This is a genomic window from Bacteroidota bacterium (assembly GCA_026391695.1).
Classification (GTDB): Bacteria; Bacteroidota; Bacteroidia; order Bacteroidales; family JAGONC01; genus JAPLDP01.
Genome location: JAPLDP010000049.1, coordinates 1 through 14,124, shown reverse-complemented (window position 1 = coordinate 14,124; position 14,124 = coordinate 1). Strand labels below are relative to the sequence as shown.

The 14,124-nt window shown below is 44.5% G+C and carries 10 protein-coding genes and 2 rRNA genes; 9 read left to right on the top strand and 3 right to left on the bottom strand.

The features are described 5' to 3' along the window. The 3 genes from NT175_07185 to NT175_07175 form a co-directional block, all read left to right on the top strand. Positions 1-480, top strand: a 23S ribosomal RNA gene (locus NT175_07185); the annotation flags it as partial. 115 nt (positions 481-595) lie between these two features. Then, positions 596-708: ribosomal RNA gene (gene rrf / locus NT175_07180) — 5S ribosomal RNA — on the top strand. A gap of 111 nt (positions 709-819) precedes the next feature. Beyond that, on the top strand, positions 820-2,730 hold the full coding sequence (locus NT175_07175) for a hypothetical protein (GenBank protein MCX6234494.1): 1,911 nt from the start codon (positions 820-822) through the stop codon (positions 2,728-2,730). A gap of 49 nt (positions 2,731-2,779) precedes the next feature. On the opposite strand, the gene NT175_07170 is transcribed toward NT175_07175, so the two are convergent. The 3 genes from NT175_07170 to NT175_07160 all read right to left on the bottom strand — a co-directional run bounded on the left by NT175_07170 (position 2,780) and on the right by NT175_07160 (position 6,267). Beyond that, positions 2,780-3,496, bottom strand: a complete 717-nt coding sequence (locus tag NT175_07170; protein ID MCX6234493.1) for a TerB family tellurite resistance protein — start codon at positions 3,494-3,496, stop codon at positions 2,780-2,782. 8 nt (positions 3,497-3,504) lie between these two features. Then, positions 3,505-4,842, bottom strand: a complete 1,338-nt coding sequence (locus NT175_07165) for a saccharopine dehydrogenase NADP-binding domain-containing protein (protein ID MCX6234492.1) — start codon at positions 4,840-4,842, stop codon at positions 3,505-3,507. Between the two features lie 114 nt (positions 4,843-4,956). After that, positions 4,957-6,267 (bottom strand): bifunctional lysine ketoglutarate reductase /saccharopine dehydrogenase family protein, encoded by a 1,311-nt coding sequence (locus tag NT175_07160; GenBank protein ID MCX6234491.1) that lies wholly within the window; start codon positions 6,265-6,267, stop codon positions 4,957-4,959. Positions 6,268-6,677: 410 nt separating this feature from the next. Here NT175_07160 and NT175_07155 point away from each other — a divergent pair, with 410 nt between their 5' ends. The 6 genes from NT175_07155 to NT175_07130 all read left to right on the top strand — a co-directional run. After that, positions 6,678-7,991, top strand: coding sequence for a HAMP domain-containing sensor histidine kinase (locus NT175_07155; GenBank protein ID MCX6234490.1), 1,314 nt, complete (start codon positions 6,678-6,680; stop codon positions 7,989-7,991). Positions 7,992-8,029: 38 nt separating this feature from the next. Then, complete coding sequence (locus NT175_07150; protein MCX6234489.1) at positions 8,030-9,409, top strand: sigma-54 dependent transcriptional regulator; 1,380 nt, start codon at positions 8,030-8,032, stop codon at positions 9,407-9,409. 164 nt (positions 9,410-9,573) lie between these two features. After that, positions 9,574-9,891, top strand: coding sequence for a type II toxin-antitoxin system HigB family toxin (locus NT175_07145; protein MCX6234488.1), 318 nt, complete (start codon positions 9,574-9,576; stop codon positions 9,889-9,891). Next, positions 9,888-10,244: a transcriptional regulator gene (locus tag NT175_07140; GenBank protein MCX6234487.1), complete on the top strand. Its 357-nt coding sequence runs from the start codon at positions 9,888-9,890 to the stop codon at positions 10,242-10,244. Before NT175_07145 ends, NT175_07140 begins: the two co-directional genes overlap by 4 nt. A 643-nt stretch (positions 10,245-10,887) precedes the next feature. Continuing rightward, positions 10,888-11,235: a hypothetical protein gene (locus NT175_07135; GenBank protein MCX6234486.1), complete on the top strand. Its 348-nt coding sequence runs from the start codon at positions 10,888-10,890 to the stop codon at positions 11,233-11,235. Positions 11,236-11,458: 223 nt separating this feature from the next. Then, positions 11,459-14,124 (top strand): DUF2341 domain-containing protein (locus NT175_07130; GenBank protein ID MCX6234485.1); only part of this gene is annotated, 2,666 nt, incomplete at its 3' end.

Genomic DNA, 14,124 nt, shown 5'->3' with positions numbered 1-14,124 from the left:
ATGGAAGGGCCATCGCTCAAAGGATAAAAGGTACTCCGGGGATAACAGGCTGATCGCCGCCAAGAGCTCATATCGACGCGGCGGTTTGGCACCTCGATGTCGGCTCGTCACATCCTGGGGCTGGAGAAGGTCCCAAGGGTTCGGCTGTTCGCCGATTAAAGTGGCACGCGAGCTGGGTTCAGAACGTCGTGAGACAGTTCGGTCCCTATCTGTTGTGGGCGTAGGAGATTTGAGAGAACCTGACACTAGTACGAGAGGACCGTGTTGGACAGACCTCTAGTGTACCTGTTGTGGCGCCAGCTGCATCGCAGGGTAGCTATGTTTGGAAGAGATAAGCACTGAAAGCATCTAAGTACGAAGCTCATCTCAAGATGAGATCTCCTTTAAGGGTCGTTGAAGACTACGACGTTGATAGGCTGTAGGTGTAAAGGCAGTAATGTCAAAGCCGAGCAGTACTAATTACCCGTACGCTTTCTTAATAGCAGATGTGTTCTACATCGATTTACTACTGTATTTTCTTTCCACCAATATGTCGATTGTGTTCTTTCTTTTAAAGAAAGTTAAGATCTTACAGTGATCCTTTCACTAAAGACCTTAAGGTGACTATAGCGGTGGCGTCCACCTCTTCCCATTCCGAACAGAGAAGTTAAGCCCACCAGCGCAGATGGTACTGCCCCCAGAGGGTGGAAGAGTATGTCGTTGCCAACCCTATTGAGGGTGTCTCAGAAATGAGACACCCTTTTTATTTACAATAAAATCCCCTTTCTCAAGTTTATCGTTTTATAGTATCTTTGACCATAAATCAGGATGATCCCCCCTATGCCTAAAGCATGTAAAGCCGCCCTGCTTATTATCCCTGCCCTATTCAGCCTCTGTTGTTCATTTGCCCAGATCATTGATACCCTCCCTCAAACTGTTGACTCCTCTGCAGCTCCTTACTTTTATGAAAAGGATTTCATCCTGAACTACACACAGCCCCATCAGACCGATACACTCCTCGACCTTTTTCAAAAATATGACCCACTCGCCTACCCTTTGACCTATTATGCCACTTTAGGTAATATCGGGCTGGCTCACAAAAACCTGGTCTTTTCCCCTTCCCCCACATCAGGATTCGACCTGGGTCAGCATGCCTTTGACCAGTATCTCATCAGGGATGAAACCATTCAATATTATTTGACCCCAAAACCATTTACGCGACTCTATTATGTCCAGGGAAAATACCGCGAACAGGTCTTCGACGTGCTCCACAACCAGCAGATCGGCAAAAACTTTAATGTGGGTGTCCATGTCAATATCCTCAGCGCCTTCGGAGGATATGAACGGCAAAGATCCAACAATAAAAGTGTGACCTTTTTTACAAGCTATTACACCCCTAACAAACGTTACGGACTTATTGCCAACTTCCTCTTTAACAACCTTATCATGCAGGAGAATGGCGGCATTGCCAGCGATTCTGTCTTCGAAAATAAAATTGAAACGGAATCCAAACTGATTGCCGTCAATCTTCTTAATGCTGAAAACCGGTGGAAAAACTCGGGATTTAAACTGATACAATACTATTCCTTTTCGAAGAAAGATGTCCTGGAAAATGATACAGTAAAACGGACAGCACTGTCACGGATATTCAGCCCCGGAAGCATCCTGTACGCATTTTCATATACCAGGCTGGGCTTTCAATTCATTGACAATAACCCTGATACCTTGTTCTTCTCCGAGTACTATTCTAATCCAGAGAAGACCTACGATGAGACATTATTCAAGGAGATCACCAACATGCTGATGTGGACCAACAGCCGCAATCCCGCCTGCCCGCTGAGGGTCTATGCCGGTGTCAAACACCAGCACTCAATAGTGCTCGAATTCACCGGCTATAACCCCTCGCGTGATGATACACTCAGCCACCTGATATTTTCGGGCGGTGTCACACTGCAACCATTTGCCGGATGGAAACTGAAAGCCGATGCTGAATGGGTTAAAGGCAATTATATCAAAGATGACCAAAAGCTCACTGCCACACTGGAAAAAGATTTCGGGCCGGATTCATCCCATGCACAAATCCTTTCTGTTGATATCAGTTATTACAATCAAACACCTTCCTGGTTCCTCCACCATTATAATTCGAACCATTTCAGATGGGATAATGCCTTTACCAAGCCGGATGTTTTCAATGCGGGATTCAGATTTCAATCATCCTCCATAAAGGCCGGCGCTGATTATTACCGCATCTTTGATTATATCTATTTCGGAACCGATACGCTGCCCCACCAGTCCTCTAAGACTCTGGATGTAGCCAGTGGCTTTGTTTCAGGAAATTTATCGATTCATAGATTCGATCTGATGGCCAGTATGGTGTATCAATATGTTTCAGATAAACAAGTGGTCAGCATTCCGGAATTAACCGGTGACCTGTCGGCCTATTTCAACCAAGACCTGTTCAAACACGCCCTGGGCGTCCAGCTAGGCTTCGACCTGTATTATACCTCGGCGTACTTTGCCGATGCCTATATGCCTGCAACACGCCTGTTTTTCATCCAGGATGAAAAGAAAATCAATCAGGTATTCGTTCTTGATGCACTGCTGAAATTCAAGGTTAAATACGTAAGGTTCTTTCTCATGTACCATCACCTGAATAGCCTGATAGGAAAGAAAGACTATTACAAAACATTACATTATCCCATTCAGGAAGGCCGGCTTAAGTTTGGTATAAACTGGATTTTTCATGATTAGATAACGGGAGCAGGGATGTCATCTCTTTGGAGAGATGACATCCCTGATATTATTTCATTCCTCGCTGATTTTTTATATCCTCGTAAGCCTGGTTAAGCTGCCGGAACTTTTCGTTGGCCGATTTCTGCACATCAGTACCCAGGTTAGCCACCTTATCGGGATGGTATTTCAGCGCCATGTGGCGGTAAGCTTTCTTTACCTCTTCATCACTGGCATCCGGCGATATTTCCAGAACCTTGTAAGCACTGTTGATATCTCTGATAAACATTGCTTTTATAGAGGCGAAATCGGTACCGGATATGCCAAGGTATCCGGCAATTGTTTCAATCATCCTTACCTCATCAGGATGGCTCACATTATCGGCCATGGCAATACCAAAAAGGTAATGCAGGAGTTGCAGCCGGGCGGGATACTCCATGTAACTTCTTATCTGCAGTGCCACTTCCTGGACATTGATATCCTGCTTGAGCAGGTCGCGTAAAATCAGAAGAAGCTGTTCAGCCTTGGCTTCACCAAACTGCTGTAAAAGGAATTGCCGGACATAATCCAGTTCGGCTTTCACGACTTTCTGATCGGCTTTCATGACAGCTGCCGTCAGCACCAGCAAACTGACGCTGAAATCACCGGGCTGAGTGACTCTGTGAGCAAATTCACCGCTTTGCATACCATCGACCATGGTGCCGAAGAGGAATCCCAATATTCCTCCGATGGGTCCGCCCAGCACCCATCCCAGTCCACCGCCAATCCATTTGCCGTATTTCGCCATAAATAATATTACAAAATATTTTCTGACAGAGGTAATCCATATTCCTCCACCATCCTGATATGCATTTTCTCCAATTGATCCAGTATCGGATTATATATCTCCGGAATCACAGGGATATGAATACCCTTAGCTTTGATCTTACCTTCCAGAATCATTGCTACTCCACAGGCAGCCGGTAACGCTACCGTTCGTGCAATGGATGTGTCCGTCTGTAGGGTGCCAAAGTCCAGCATGCGTGATTTGATGATCTCTTTTGTTCCACCGGGATACTTAGCCAGGAACGTATGCTGCATGACCACCATATCGCGTTCATCAGGTTGTATCATCATCCTGGCTATCATCAGGTCGGAAAGGATTTCAAACGGACTGTCTTCTTTACGGTTTACTGGTTCACCGGTGAAAAGCCCCAGCCATTCCATGGCTTTTAGCGGCCTTGAGTTCACTGGCAATCCAAGCTTTGCCGCCACTTTAGCACGAATATCCGCAGGGCTGCTTTCGCCGATCATCCTGGCCATGAATCCTGCATAAGTCAAACCATCAAGAGTCATTTTATCATAAGATAATAACCTGAGCACTTTAAACGCATCAATGATCTCACACCAGCCCTGGTAACGGAAAGTCCCCCTGAATATCGTCCGGGCTTCCGGTATACCATATAATTCTTTGTAAGGCAACGAATCCCTGTTTGGATAAACATCCAGCAAACCTACGCCTGGAAAATCCACTTTGATGGGATTCCTGAAAAGATTTTCGGTAGGAATATAGAGCACTTCACCCTGGTGAAGGTATTTCCCATCGTTATTACCAGCCATGACAACACCTTTAGGAGCCCAAGTAAATTTATAGCGAAACGGATTTCCCTCCACTTCGGGCGCTACCAATGCACCGCAGAAGGAATAAAACTCCTCCACTTCACCACCTTTTGAGTGGATATGGTCGATGACACGCATGGCCGACATATGGTCGATGCCGGGGTCGAGGCCAAGCTCATTGAGAATGATGATGCCGGCTTTTCGTGCGTCTTCATCCAGCGCCCTCATCTCAGGCTTCACATAGGATGTGGTGACCATATTTTTTTTGTACCGCAGGCATTTCTTTGCGACCATGAGATGATGGGTGTAAGGCAAGAGGCTGACGGTGAGGTCATGCTCCTGTATCATATTCTCCAGTTCATTCTCCTGTTCCACCGTCCATGCAACAGACCGGCCATGGGGATGCCCTCCAATCATGCTATCGGCTTTTGACTTAGTGCGTGTTGCAACGCTTACCTGATAACCGTGATCGAGTAAATAGGTGACAATGGGTTTCACAACCATGCCTGCTCCAAGAATCAGTACCTTTTTCATGATTTAAATGATTAATGATATAGGATTATTGATTTACTTCAGCTTTTTTAAACAATGATTAAATACCAATAATTTTTCATTTTTCCTCCTTCATTCTTCATCCTTCATTCCCTGCTACCCTAAGTATTTCGAAATATATGTATAATCCGGCGTCAATTCTCCTTTATGCAGTATCATAGCCCTTTTAACCGGACCTGGCAGACGGATACTCTCAAAAGGCTTATCAAAATCGGCGGAAGCAATGGGAGATACGAATTTCCACAACACTTCGCTGAATGCCTTTGAAGCGTCACGGGGCAGCTCACTGGGCAATATATCCACAGCCATGATAAGAAGCCCTTCGCCCTTGAATCCATCATCAGGCTGACGGGTAAAGGGATTATAAACAAAAACGGGATTCTCTATCTCCGTTCCCTTATCTGTCATCTCGATGGAGCCGTTTGGATCACAGCTGATATCTCCGATAACGGTGAGTTTGGGCTTGCCTTGTTTAAATAACTGCTCGGCATAATCCTTTGTCACCAGCCTTGGGTAACGTGCATCCCAGTAAATCCCATTGACAAGCATGTTCAGGTGTGGAATATATTGTTCGAATTTACTCCGGTACTTTTCAGGATGCTGGTAATAATCCGTCAATTCAAATTCATTGGAAGGATCCACCGGCTCGACGATATGTTTTTCTTTGAAAACGACTTTATACAGGATATTATCGGGAAGAAATTTATGTTTTTCAACAGACGACACCTCCTCAGGCAATAATTCCTTAACTGGAAGAAGGGATAATATTTCCTGGGCTCCGAGCGACACATTGCCATAGCCGGTAATCCCAATGACAACCGGTTTAAGTTCAGGTGGAAGCCCTTTTTCAATGATCTTCTGCCCCACCTTGGATACGACCCTGCGTGCTTCGTCAAGTGAATAGTAAGTGCGTGCCTGGGAGATGTCAAGGAGAGGCGTTTCTATTCCAAATTCTCTCAACCGCTCTCCCAGCGACCAGAGTGAATTGATCATTCCGGCCAGACCTGCATAACGGCCAAAGAAAATCAGCCGTTTGCCCATCTCATCCACAACACGCTCATAGTCAATCAAATTACACTTTAATTCCATCAGCCGTCTGAGCATTTGCATATTATGTGGCTGGCCTTTGATGACATGGGCAAAAAAGATGTAAGTTTTCTCCGGTTCTAACTTAGCGATAGGAATTTCTTTCACGCCAAAAATAACAGGGCAATCCTGAAGGTCATAGGTGACGTGGGCGCCGGCTTGTTCAAACTCTTCGTCCTCATATACGCGCTTTGCAGAAGTTTCGATGTACACCTGCACCCCCTGTTCCATGACCAGTTTACGGACATGTATAGGGATCAAAGGAACTCTGCGTTCCATGACATATTTATCTTCGTAACGTATGCCGATTATCTTTTTCATAAGCTATGCCCCTTTCCCTGTTATCATTACCAAAACAGAAGGCAAACTTACGAAATTAAAGCTTGGAAAAAGTAGTATTGGAGTTATTTTTTCAGGAAGTCGAGGCTGCCTGATACCCCGGACTTAAGTCCGGGGCCATTTAAATCGCGAATTCTAACCCCAGGTATGCATTATTTGCTGACCTAATGAAAAATTATTTTATTGAAATTCAATTTTATGAAGTTTTTATATATATTTGAATGCCCTTTCTTAAAATTTATTCAATCAACAGAATAGCCCCTTTATGTAAAAATCATCCGTATTCATACAATAAATTAATATTTTTGTTATATATTTGATATATTGTCGTATATTTCAAAGTTTTTTACGAAATTTGTTACTCCGGTTACCCCATACACCCGATGCATATAATGGAAACCGTTTTAAAAGATCAGGATAAAAAGCAAAAAAAACAGCTCCTTGCGCAGTATATAATCGAAAGGGTCATCAATTATTACCTTACCGATTACTCCAACCAGTCACCGGAACTCCGATTTGACCGGATGAATAACTTTGGTAGGCTGATCGAAGCCAATCACATATACCTTTTTTCCCATGGTCATGGCCAGGCAGGCTTTACCATAAAATATCACTGGGCCAATCCTGTTTCGCCTTATGCGGATGCTACTCTACCCTTTATCTTATCCAGCCATTTAAACAAGTGGATAAAATCACTCCAAAATAAAGAAATCGTCATCAGGCATAAACTTAAGATCAGAATTCACTCAGAGGGGCAAAACGTACCACCAAGAGTCTTATCACTGATCCTGGTTCCGATATTTATTAATGACTCTCTTCATAATGTTTTTTGTATTGAACATGGTGGCAACAGGCAATGGACCGAAACCATACTGCCGGCTGTGAAGTTCGTATCATCTATGATCCGCATGAAAATTGAAATAAAGCTGCCTGAAAATCCTGTAAAAAAGATACAAAAACACCAGAATCTCTTTTTGCATAAACCCCGGCTTGAAGCCATCGGCATACTCACTGCGGGCATTATCCATGAGATCAACCAGCCCGTTACGGCCATTTCAATGGGTATTGAAAACCTGATGATCAGGCTGAATGAAGGTAAGCTGAATAAAGATTACATCACCGAAAAATGCCGCATCATTAATACCCAGCTGCAGCGTATCAGCAGCATCATCAGCCACATCCGTATCTTTTCAAAGGAGCCGAAATTCGTCCAGCTCGAAATGATCAATGTGAACCAGATCATTTTAAACACACTATCCATGTTCCGGTCACAATCCATCAAGCAGAATATCACCGTGATCACTGAACTGGATCCGGACACCGGCCAAATCCTGGGCGACTGCTGCGAATTTGAACAGATCGTGATAAACCTGTTTTCCAATGCGAGGGATGCCGTAAACCAGAAGGAAAAATCCATGCAGAATGAAGGCTATGAAAAAACCATCATCCTGAAAACCACCCGATCCGATTTCTCCATCATCTTTGAAGTCACCGACAATGGGGTGGGCATTCCGGAAGAAAATTTCAGCAGGCTTTTCGAGCCGTTCTTTACAACAAAAGATGAAGAAAATGGCACAGGCCTCGGACTGACAATACTGCAGACCCTGGTGAATGAAATGAAAGGTAACATCTCGGTCGATAGTAAGGTGAATGAATTCACCACATTTAAAATCAGGTTACCGAGTATCGATCCTTTGAAAAACTGACCCCTCAGTATCCCAATCAACCTAAAACCCATTATCTTATGAATAATTTCCAGATATTGATACTTGACGATGATGACTTCGTAAGAAATGAGATGGCAGAGTATCTGCAATCGCTGAACATCATCACCTATACAGCCGGCACACCTTCCGAGGCTTATGGCATCATCGGTACCACCGACATTGACCTGATGCTGCTTGACTTGGTGCTGCCCGAAACCAACGGCTTTCATGTCCTGGAAAAAGTTAAGCATGAACATCCCGATATTGAGGTGGTCATCATTTCCGGCCACGGTGATATGGAAAGCTCTATAAAAGCCATGCGCCTGGGCGCTATCGACTTTTTCCGGAAACCTTTTAATCCCGGTGAAATATACCAGGCCATCGAGCGTTCAAAAAATTATATCGCTCTGACCAGAAAGGTAAAAGAATTTGAAACTCACATTGAACTGATATATAAATGCTTAAATAAGGCCCTGGAGCTGCAGTTTGTCGGTAAAAGCCCCCAGATAAAGGCGGTGTTGGAACTGATGCAAAAAGTAGCCGCCACCGACAACACCTCTGTGTTCATCAGCGGTGAAAGCGGCACGGGCAAAGAACTTGTGGCAAAGGGGATACATCTGCTCAGCAAAAGGAAGAACCTGCCGTTCTGCCCTGTCAACTGCTCGGCCTTTCCGAGCGCCCTGTTCGAGAGTGAATTTTTTGGCCATACCAAGGGCGCTTTCACCGGAGCTGTAAACGACCATAAGGGATTTCTCGAAATCAGCAACAACGGCACACTTTTCCTGGATGAAATATCAGAGATGCCTGTCGATCTGCAGGCTAAACTGCTGCGTGTGCTCGAAGACCGGAAATTCTCCAGGATAGGCAGTACCAAACTGATCGACACCGACGTGAGGATCATTGCTTCAACAAATCAGAATATACACAAGCTCCTCGACGACAAACATTTACGTAAAGACCTATTTTACCGGCTGAATGCTTTTGAGATATACATTCCCCCGCTGCGTGAGAGGCGCGAAGACATTCCCGAGCTGCTCCGGTTTTATGTGAACCATTACTCACTGAGGCTGAATAAAAAGTGCTGCTCCATTGATAAAAACGTGGAAACGATGCTGGTCAATTATGCATTTCCGGGCAATGTGAGGGAACTGCGTAACATCATTGAGCGTGCCCTCATCCTGTGCGATGATAATGTGTTGAAGCTGAGGCATTTTCCGGCGCTGAAGACGGGTAAAAAAATGTATTCGGCCGCCCAGGTTGATGGTATGACATTAAATCTGGAAGTCATCGAAAAAAATGCCATTACCAGTGCTTTGCGGCAGGCGAAAAACAACAAGGCAAAAGCTGCAAGGATGTTGAACATTTCGCGGCAGGCTCTCGACCGCCGGCTCGGAAGGCTGAACATTCAATCGGTATGAACCCAAGAGCAATCTCCAGACTCAAATTCCGTAGCGAGCTGCGGAAAATGTAACCAAACCACCTCACCGCCTGCAGACTATTCGCATCGCGGATATGTTTGTTTTTTTAAAAATAAATTTAGATAAATGTTTTCTATTAGTAAACTATTTTCTACTTTTGTAACATGTTTAACATTATCACCCGAAAAACATTATTGGATTATTGCAAAAGTTATCCTTTGGCAGCACTCGCATTACATGAGTGGTATTATGAGCTGAATCAATGCGACTTTAAAAACTTTAACGAGCTGAAAATGGTTTATGGCAATGCGAGCCTGGTTGCTGACGATAGGGTGGTATTTAATATCATGGGCAACAAGTACAGATTGGTGGTCAGGATTGTATTTGAATTCAAAGCCATCCAAATAAAATGGTTTGGCACCCATGCAGAATATGATAAATTAGATGTAACAAGTGCACATTTTAAAAAGAAGAAATCATGAATTTAAAAATTATCAGGTCAAAAAAAGAATATCAACAATACCTTTCCTGGGTAGATGAAATGTTTAATAAGAAAGTAACACCTAAAACACCTGAGGGAGAAAAACTTCAGGTTGTGCTGCTATTAATAAAGCAATATGAGGATCAACACTATCCTATTCCAAAACCAGATCCCATTGATGCCATAAAAAGTAAGATGCTTGATTTAGGGCTAAAGAACAAGTATTTTGTAGGTAAAGCAGGTTCAAAAGGATACGTATCTGCTATTTTAAATAAACGCAAGCCGCTTACACTTGAACTTGCCAGGTTGTTTCACGATGAATTAGGAATCCCGGCTGACATTTTATTGTCATAGTTGGCTTTTTGAATCCCACGACTAAAGTCGTGGGCTATTTAAATCGCGCATTTTATTCTAATCCCACGACTAAAGTCGTGGGCTATTTATATCGCGCATTTTATTCGAATCCCACGACTAAAGTCGTGGGCTATTTAAATCGCGCATTTTATTCGAATCCCACGACTAAAGTCGTGGGCTATTTATATCATGCATTCGCCTCCTGCCCGTAAATGGGCATTTAACCGTTTCCGGGCATATTTTTAATTTCTTTATAAGTACCTGTTAATCATCTCCTTTTTGAACTTCCTGAATAAACATGGACAGTTTTTCCATGAAAATTAACAGGTTCGATAGCCCTTCTTTATAGTGTTTCCTCCCTGTTAACCAATACGTTAAACATTCTGGTACGGGTATTGCCTTATAATGGCGCCTCCGGAGAGGAGGCACTTCATATCAGGTCACCCTTTAAAAAACAACCTGGTAAATCCAAAATCTGACAGCACCATCTTCTATCTTGGGTAGGAATATTCCGATGGAAATGGGTAACTTAAAAGCAAGTACCCAAAGCTTGCTTTTGCCTGAACGTAAAAATCACCTTACCCACTTTCCCCCTCTCTTGGAGGAGAGGGGGACGGGAGGTGAGGCTAATTAAAAATGTCCTATGAATGTCTTGTATTATCAAAACCAGAAGCCCATGTGTGAAGATGCCCGCGTGGAAATGGTTGAGTTTTTCGCCGGTATATCGATGAATTTATTTTTTGCCCTGACAACGCGCGATGTCATTGAAACTATAAATAACTACCCTATTGAGTGGGTCATCCTGTCAGTGAATGGCATTCAAGATTTCAGCATGATACGGTTGATAGAGGAGAGGCATAGTTGGATCAAGGTGATCGTCCTGGCCGAGAGAGAGCTGCTGAATGACGTATGGCTGCTGCGGAAGGAGAACCTCACCTTCATGCCCGCACCGCTCAGGCTCATGGATCTTAAAGAGAAGATGACAGCGTAATGCTGTAACCAATATTAATTAGTAACCCAAATCTATTCACACAAAAAAATCCTTTGAATAATTTATTACTTTCTCTTTTCGTGCTGTTTTTTTTAGCATCAGGTGTCGGGCCGGTAACTATGGCAGGGGCAATCCTGATGAATATAACTATGAGAAGTCATATAACAATTGAACCATCAACATAATCCAAAACAATTAACCAATAACCCTTGATACACAAGCCATGAAAAACTTTTACTTCCCATCTTCGTTCAGCAACATCCTTGCTGTTTTATTTTCCTCTGAAATTAAAAAACCCACAACCATAAAAACAACACTTAATCCCATTCACATGAAATCAGTAACTTTACCCACAGCAACCACCGTGTACCACACCACCGGCGCTCCGGTATATATTTTCGTGCTTATTTCAATTGCATTTTTACTCAGTTTAGGGATTCCAAATCATTCATTTTCCCAAAGCTGGTATGACGCAACCTGGCACTACCGCAAAAGCCACACCATCAATTCAGCGACTGGAGCAGGAACGAATTATCAAGTTATGATAACCGTTCATTATAGCGCTGGAGCCGATGCTGCCGGAAATGTTTATTGTAATAGTAAATGCAAAACCGATTTTGGGGATATACGGTTTACCGCTTCTGATGGTTCAACGCTATTAAGTTATTGGATGCAGTCTTCCGTGGCCAGCAACAACGCAGTTTTCTGGGTTAAGGTGTCGGCGGACCTCGGAAGTGCACAATCGATATATATTTATTACGGCAATTCAACCGCAACAACAACCAGCAGCGGCACGAACACCTTTATTAATTATGATGACGGATCTTCGACAACAGGGTGGACTATATCCGGTACTGCCGGAATGTCAAGTACACAAGGAGACCCTATAAATTCGCTATATGCCCAAACCCACGCCGCCGTCGGCGGCCAGAATTACATGTATAAGAATATCGGCACTGCTGGTTTCGGCACGAATACATTTACATCTTTTAATGTGTATACCGAAACCGGTAATCTGGGTAACTTTTATTATCGATGTAATCCAACTGGTGTAGGCCAGATGTACCGTATAGACACCAGGACAAGCAGCTATACGGGTTTTGCTATGACCCACGGATGGAATAAATGGGAGGCTCCTACCGGAACCACGGTTTCGACAGCTGGCACCTGGTACAGGTTTGGTATCGCCATTACATCAACCACTTCGTCAACACTGTATTATGATCTAACGAACAACTCGAATCCTGTTCTCGTTACTGTTTTAGGAACTTACACTTTAAATGACACCATCGGGACATATATTGCTCTCGGCGGGGACGCGTTAGGTGGTACTGTTAACACCTATTGGGATAACATAATCACCCGCAAGTATGTAAGCCCGGAGCCTGCGAATTCAAGTTGGGGAATCGAAGAAGCTTCTTATGTATGGACGCATACTACATCTACTGACTGGCAAATTGGAACCAACTGGAATCCTACAAGATCAAGCCCTGCGACAACTGACATTCTTCAATTTAATCTCGGTGGAAGTTTACCAGCAATAAATGTCCCTACTCAGATTATAGCGCAGTTGCTCCTTTCCAACAGTTCAACAGTGAATCTCACAGCCGCTGCTGCTGGCAACATACTCACGGTGAATAATGTTTTGACCACAACTGCTAATGATGTTCTTAATTTGGGCAGTGGGATTATACTTGGTGGCACTTTAACAACACTGACCAATAATGGAAAAATTCAAACATCTGTACCTACAGCAACCAGTGCTACACCAATACCCGCAAGTAAAACATGGGGAGGCACTGTAGAGTACAATGGGTCGGGTGCCCAAACGGCGGTTGGTGGAACATATTACAATCTCACTTTAAGTAACGCAGCCGGTGCCGTGCTTGGTATTGGACAGACAATTAATGGAACGTTGACGCTATCCAGTGGAAAAATTACCCTGGGCAACTACAACCTCACCCTTAACACCACCAATGCCATCGCAGGCTCTCCGGGTAGCAGCAATTACATCGTATATTCCGGTACAGGCAGGCTGGTAAAGAACATTCCAGGTACGATGGGATCAGATTATCTCTTCCCTATCGGAACGGCTTCCAATTACTCTCCCGCTACTTTCAGACTGGTCAGCGGTACTGTATCCGGCGCCAGCCTGACCATCAACCTTACCGAAGGAAAACAATCAAATATCCCCGTCAGTGCCCCGAACTATATCAACAGGTACTGGACCTATACCCCGGGGGGTACCTTCACCACCGCGAATTATAATGCCACCTTTACGTATCTCCAGGGAGATGTAATTGGCACCAATGAAGGCGCCATTGTGAGCGCCAAGTACGGCACCTCATGGACACAATATACCGCAACCGATGTAACTAACAACCTGCTGACCATAAACGGCGCAACTTCTTTCTCTGATTATACAGGCTATGGCGACCTTGCTGTAGCCCCGGCTGCTTCACCAAATCCAATCTGTTCGGGCAGTTCAACCACCGTCAGTGCCAATGCCACCGGCGGAAACGGTTCCTATAGCTATAGCTGGATTCCATCGCAGGGGAACGTAGCTTCGTTCAATGCCTCCCCCACTGCCACTACGGCCTATAGTGTGACTGTAACTGATGGCCTGGGAGCAACGGTGACCGGGTCAGTGGAGGTGACAGTGAATGAATTGCCCACCATTGAAGCTGGCCCAGACCAGACCGTGTGTGAGGACGTGACTGACGTAACCATGGCCGGGTACGACTACGACGGAGCTACCGGAGCTGATTGGTCCGGTGGCGCAGGCACATGGGCAGATGATGTCTATACACCTGCTGCTGCAGATATTGCGGCTGGTTCCGTGGTATTGACCTATACGACCAACACCGCAGCTCCTTGCGGTGAGGTAGA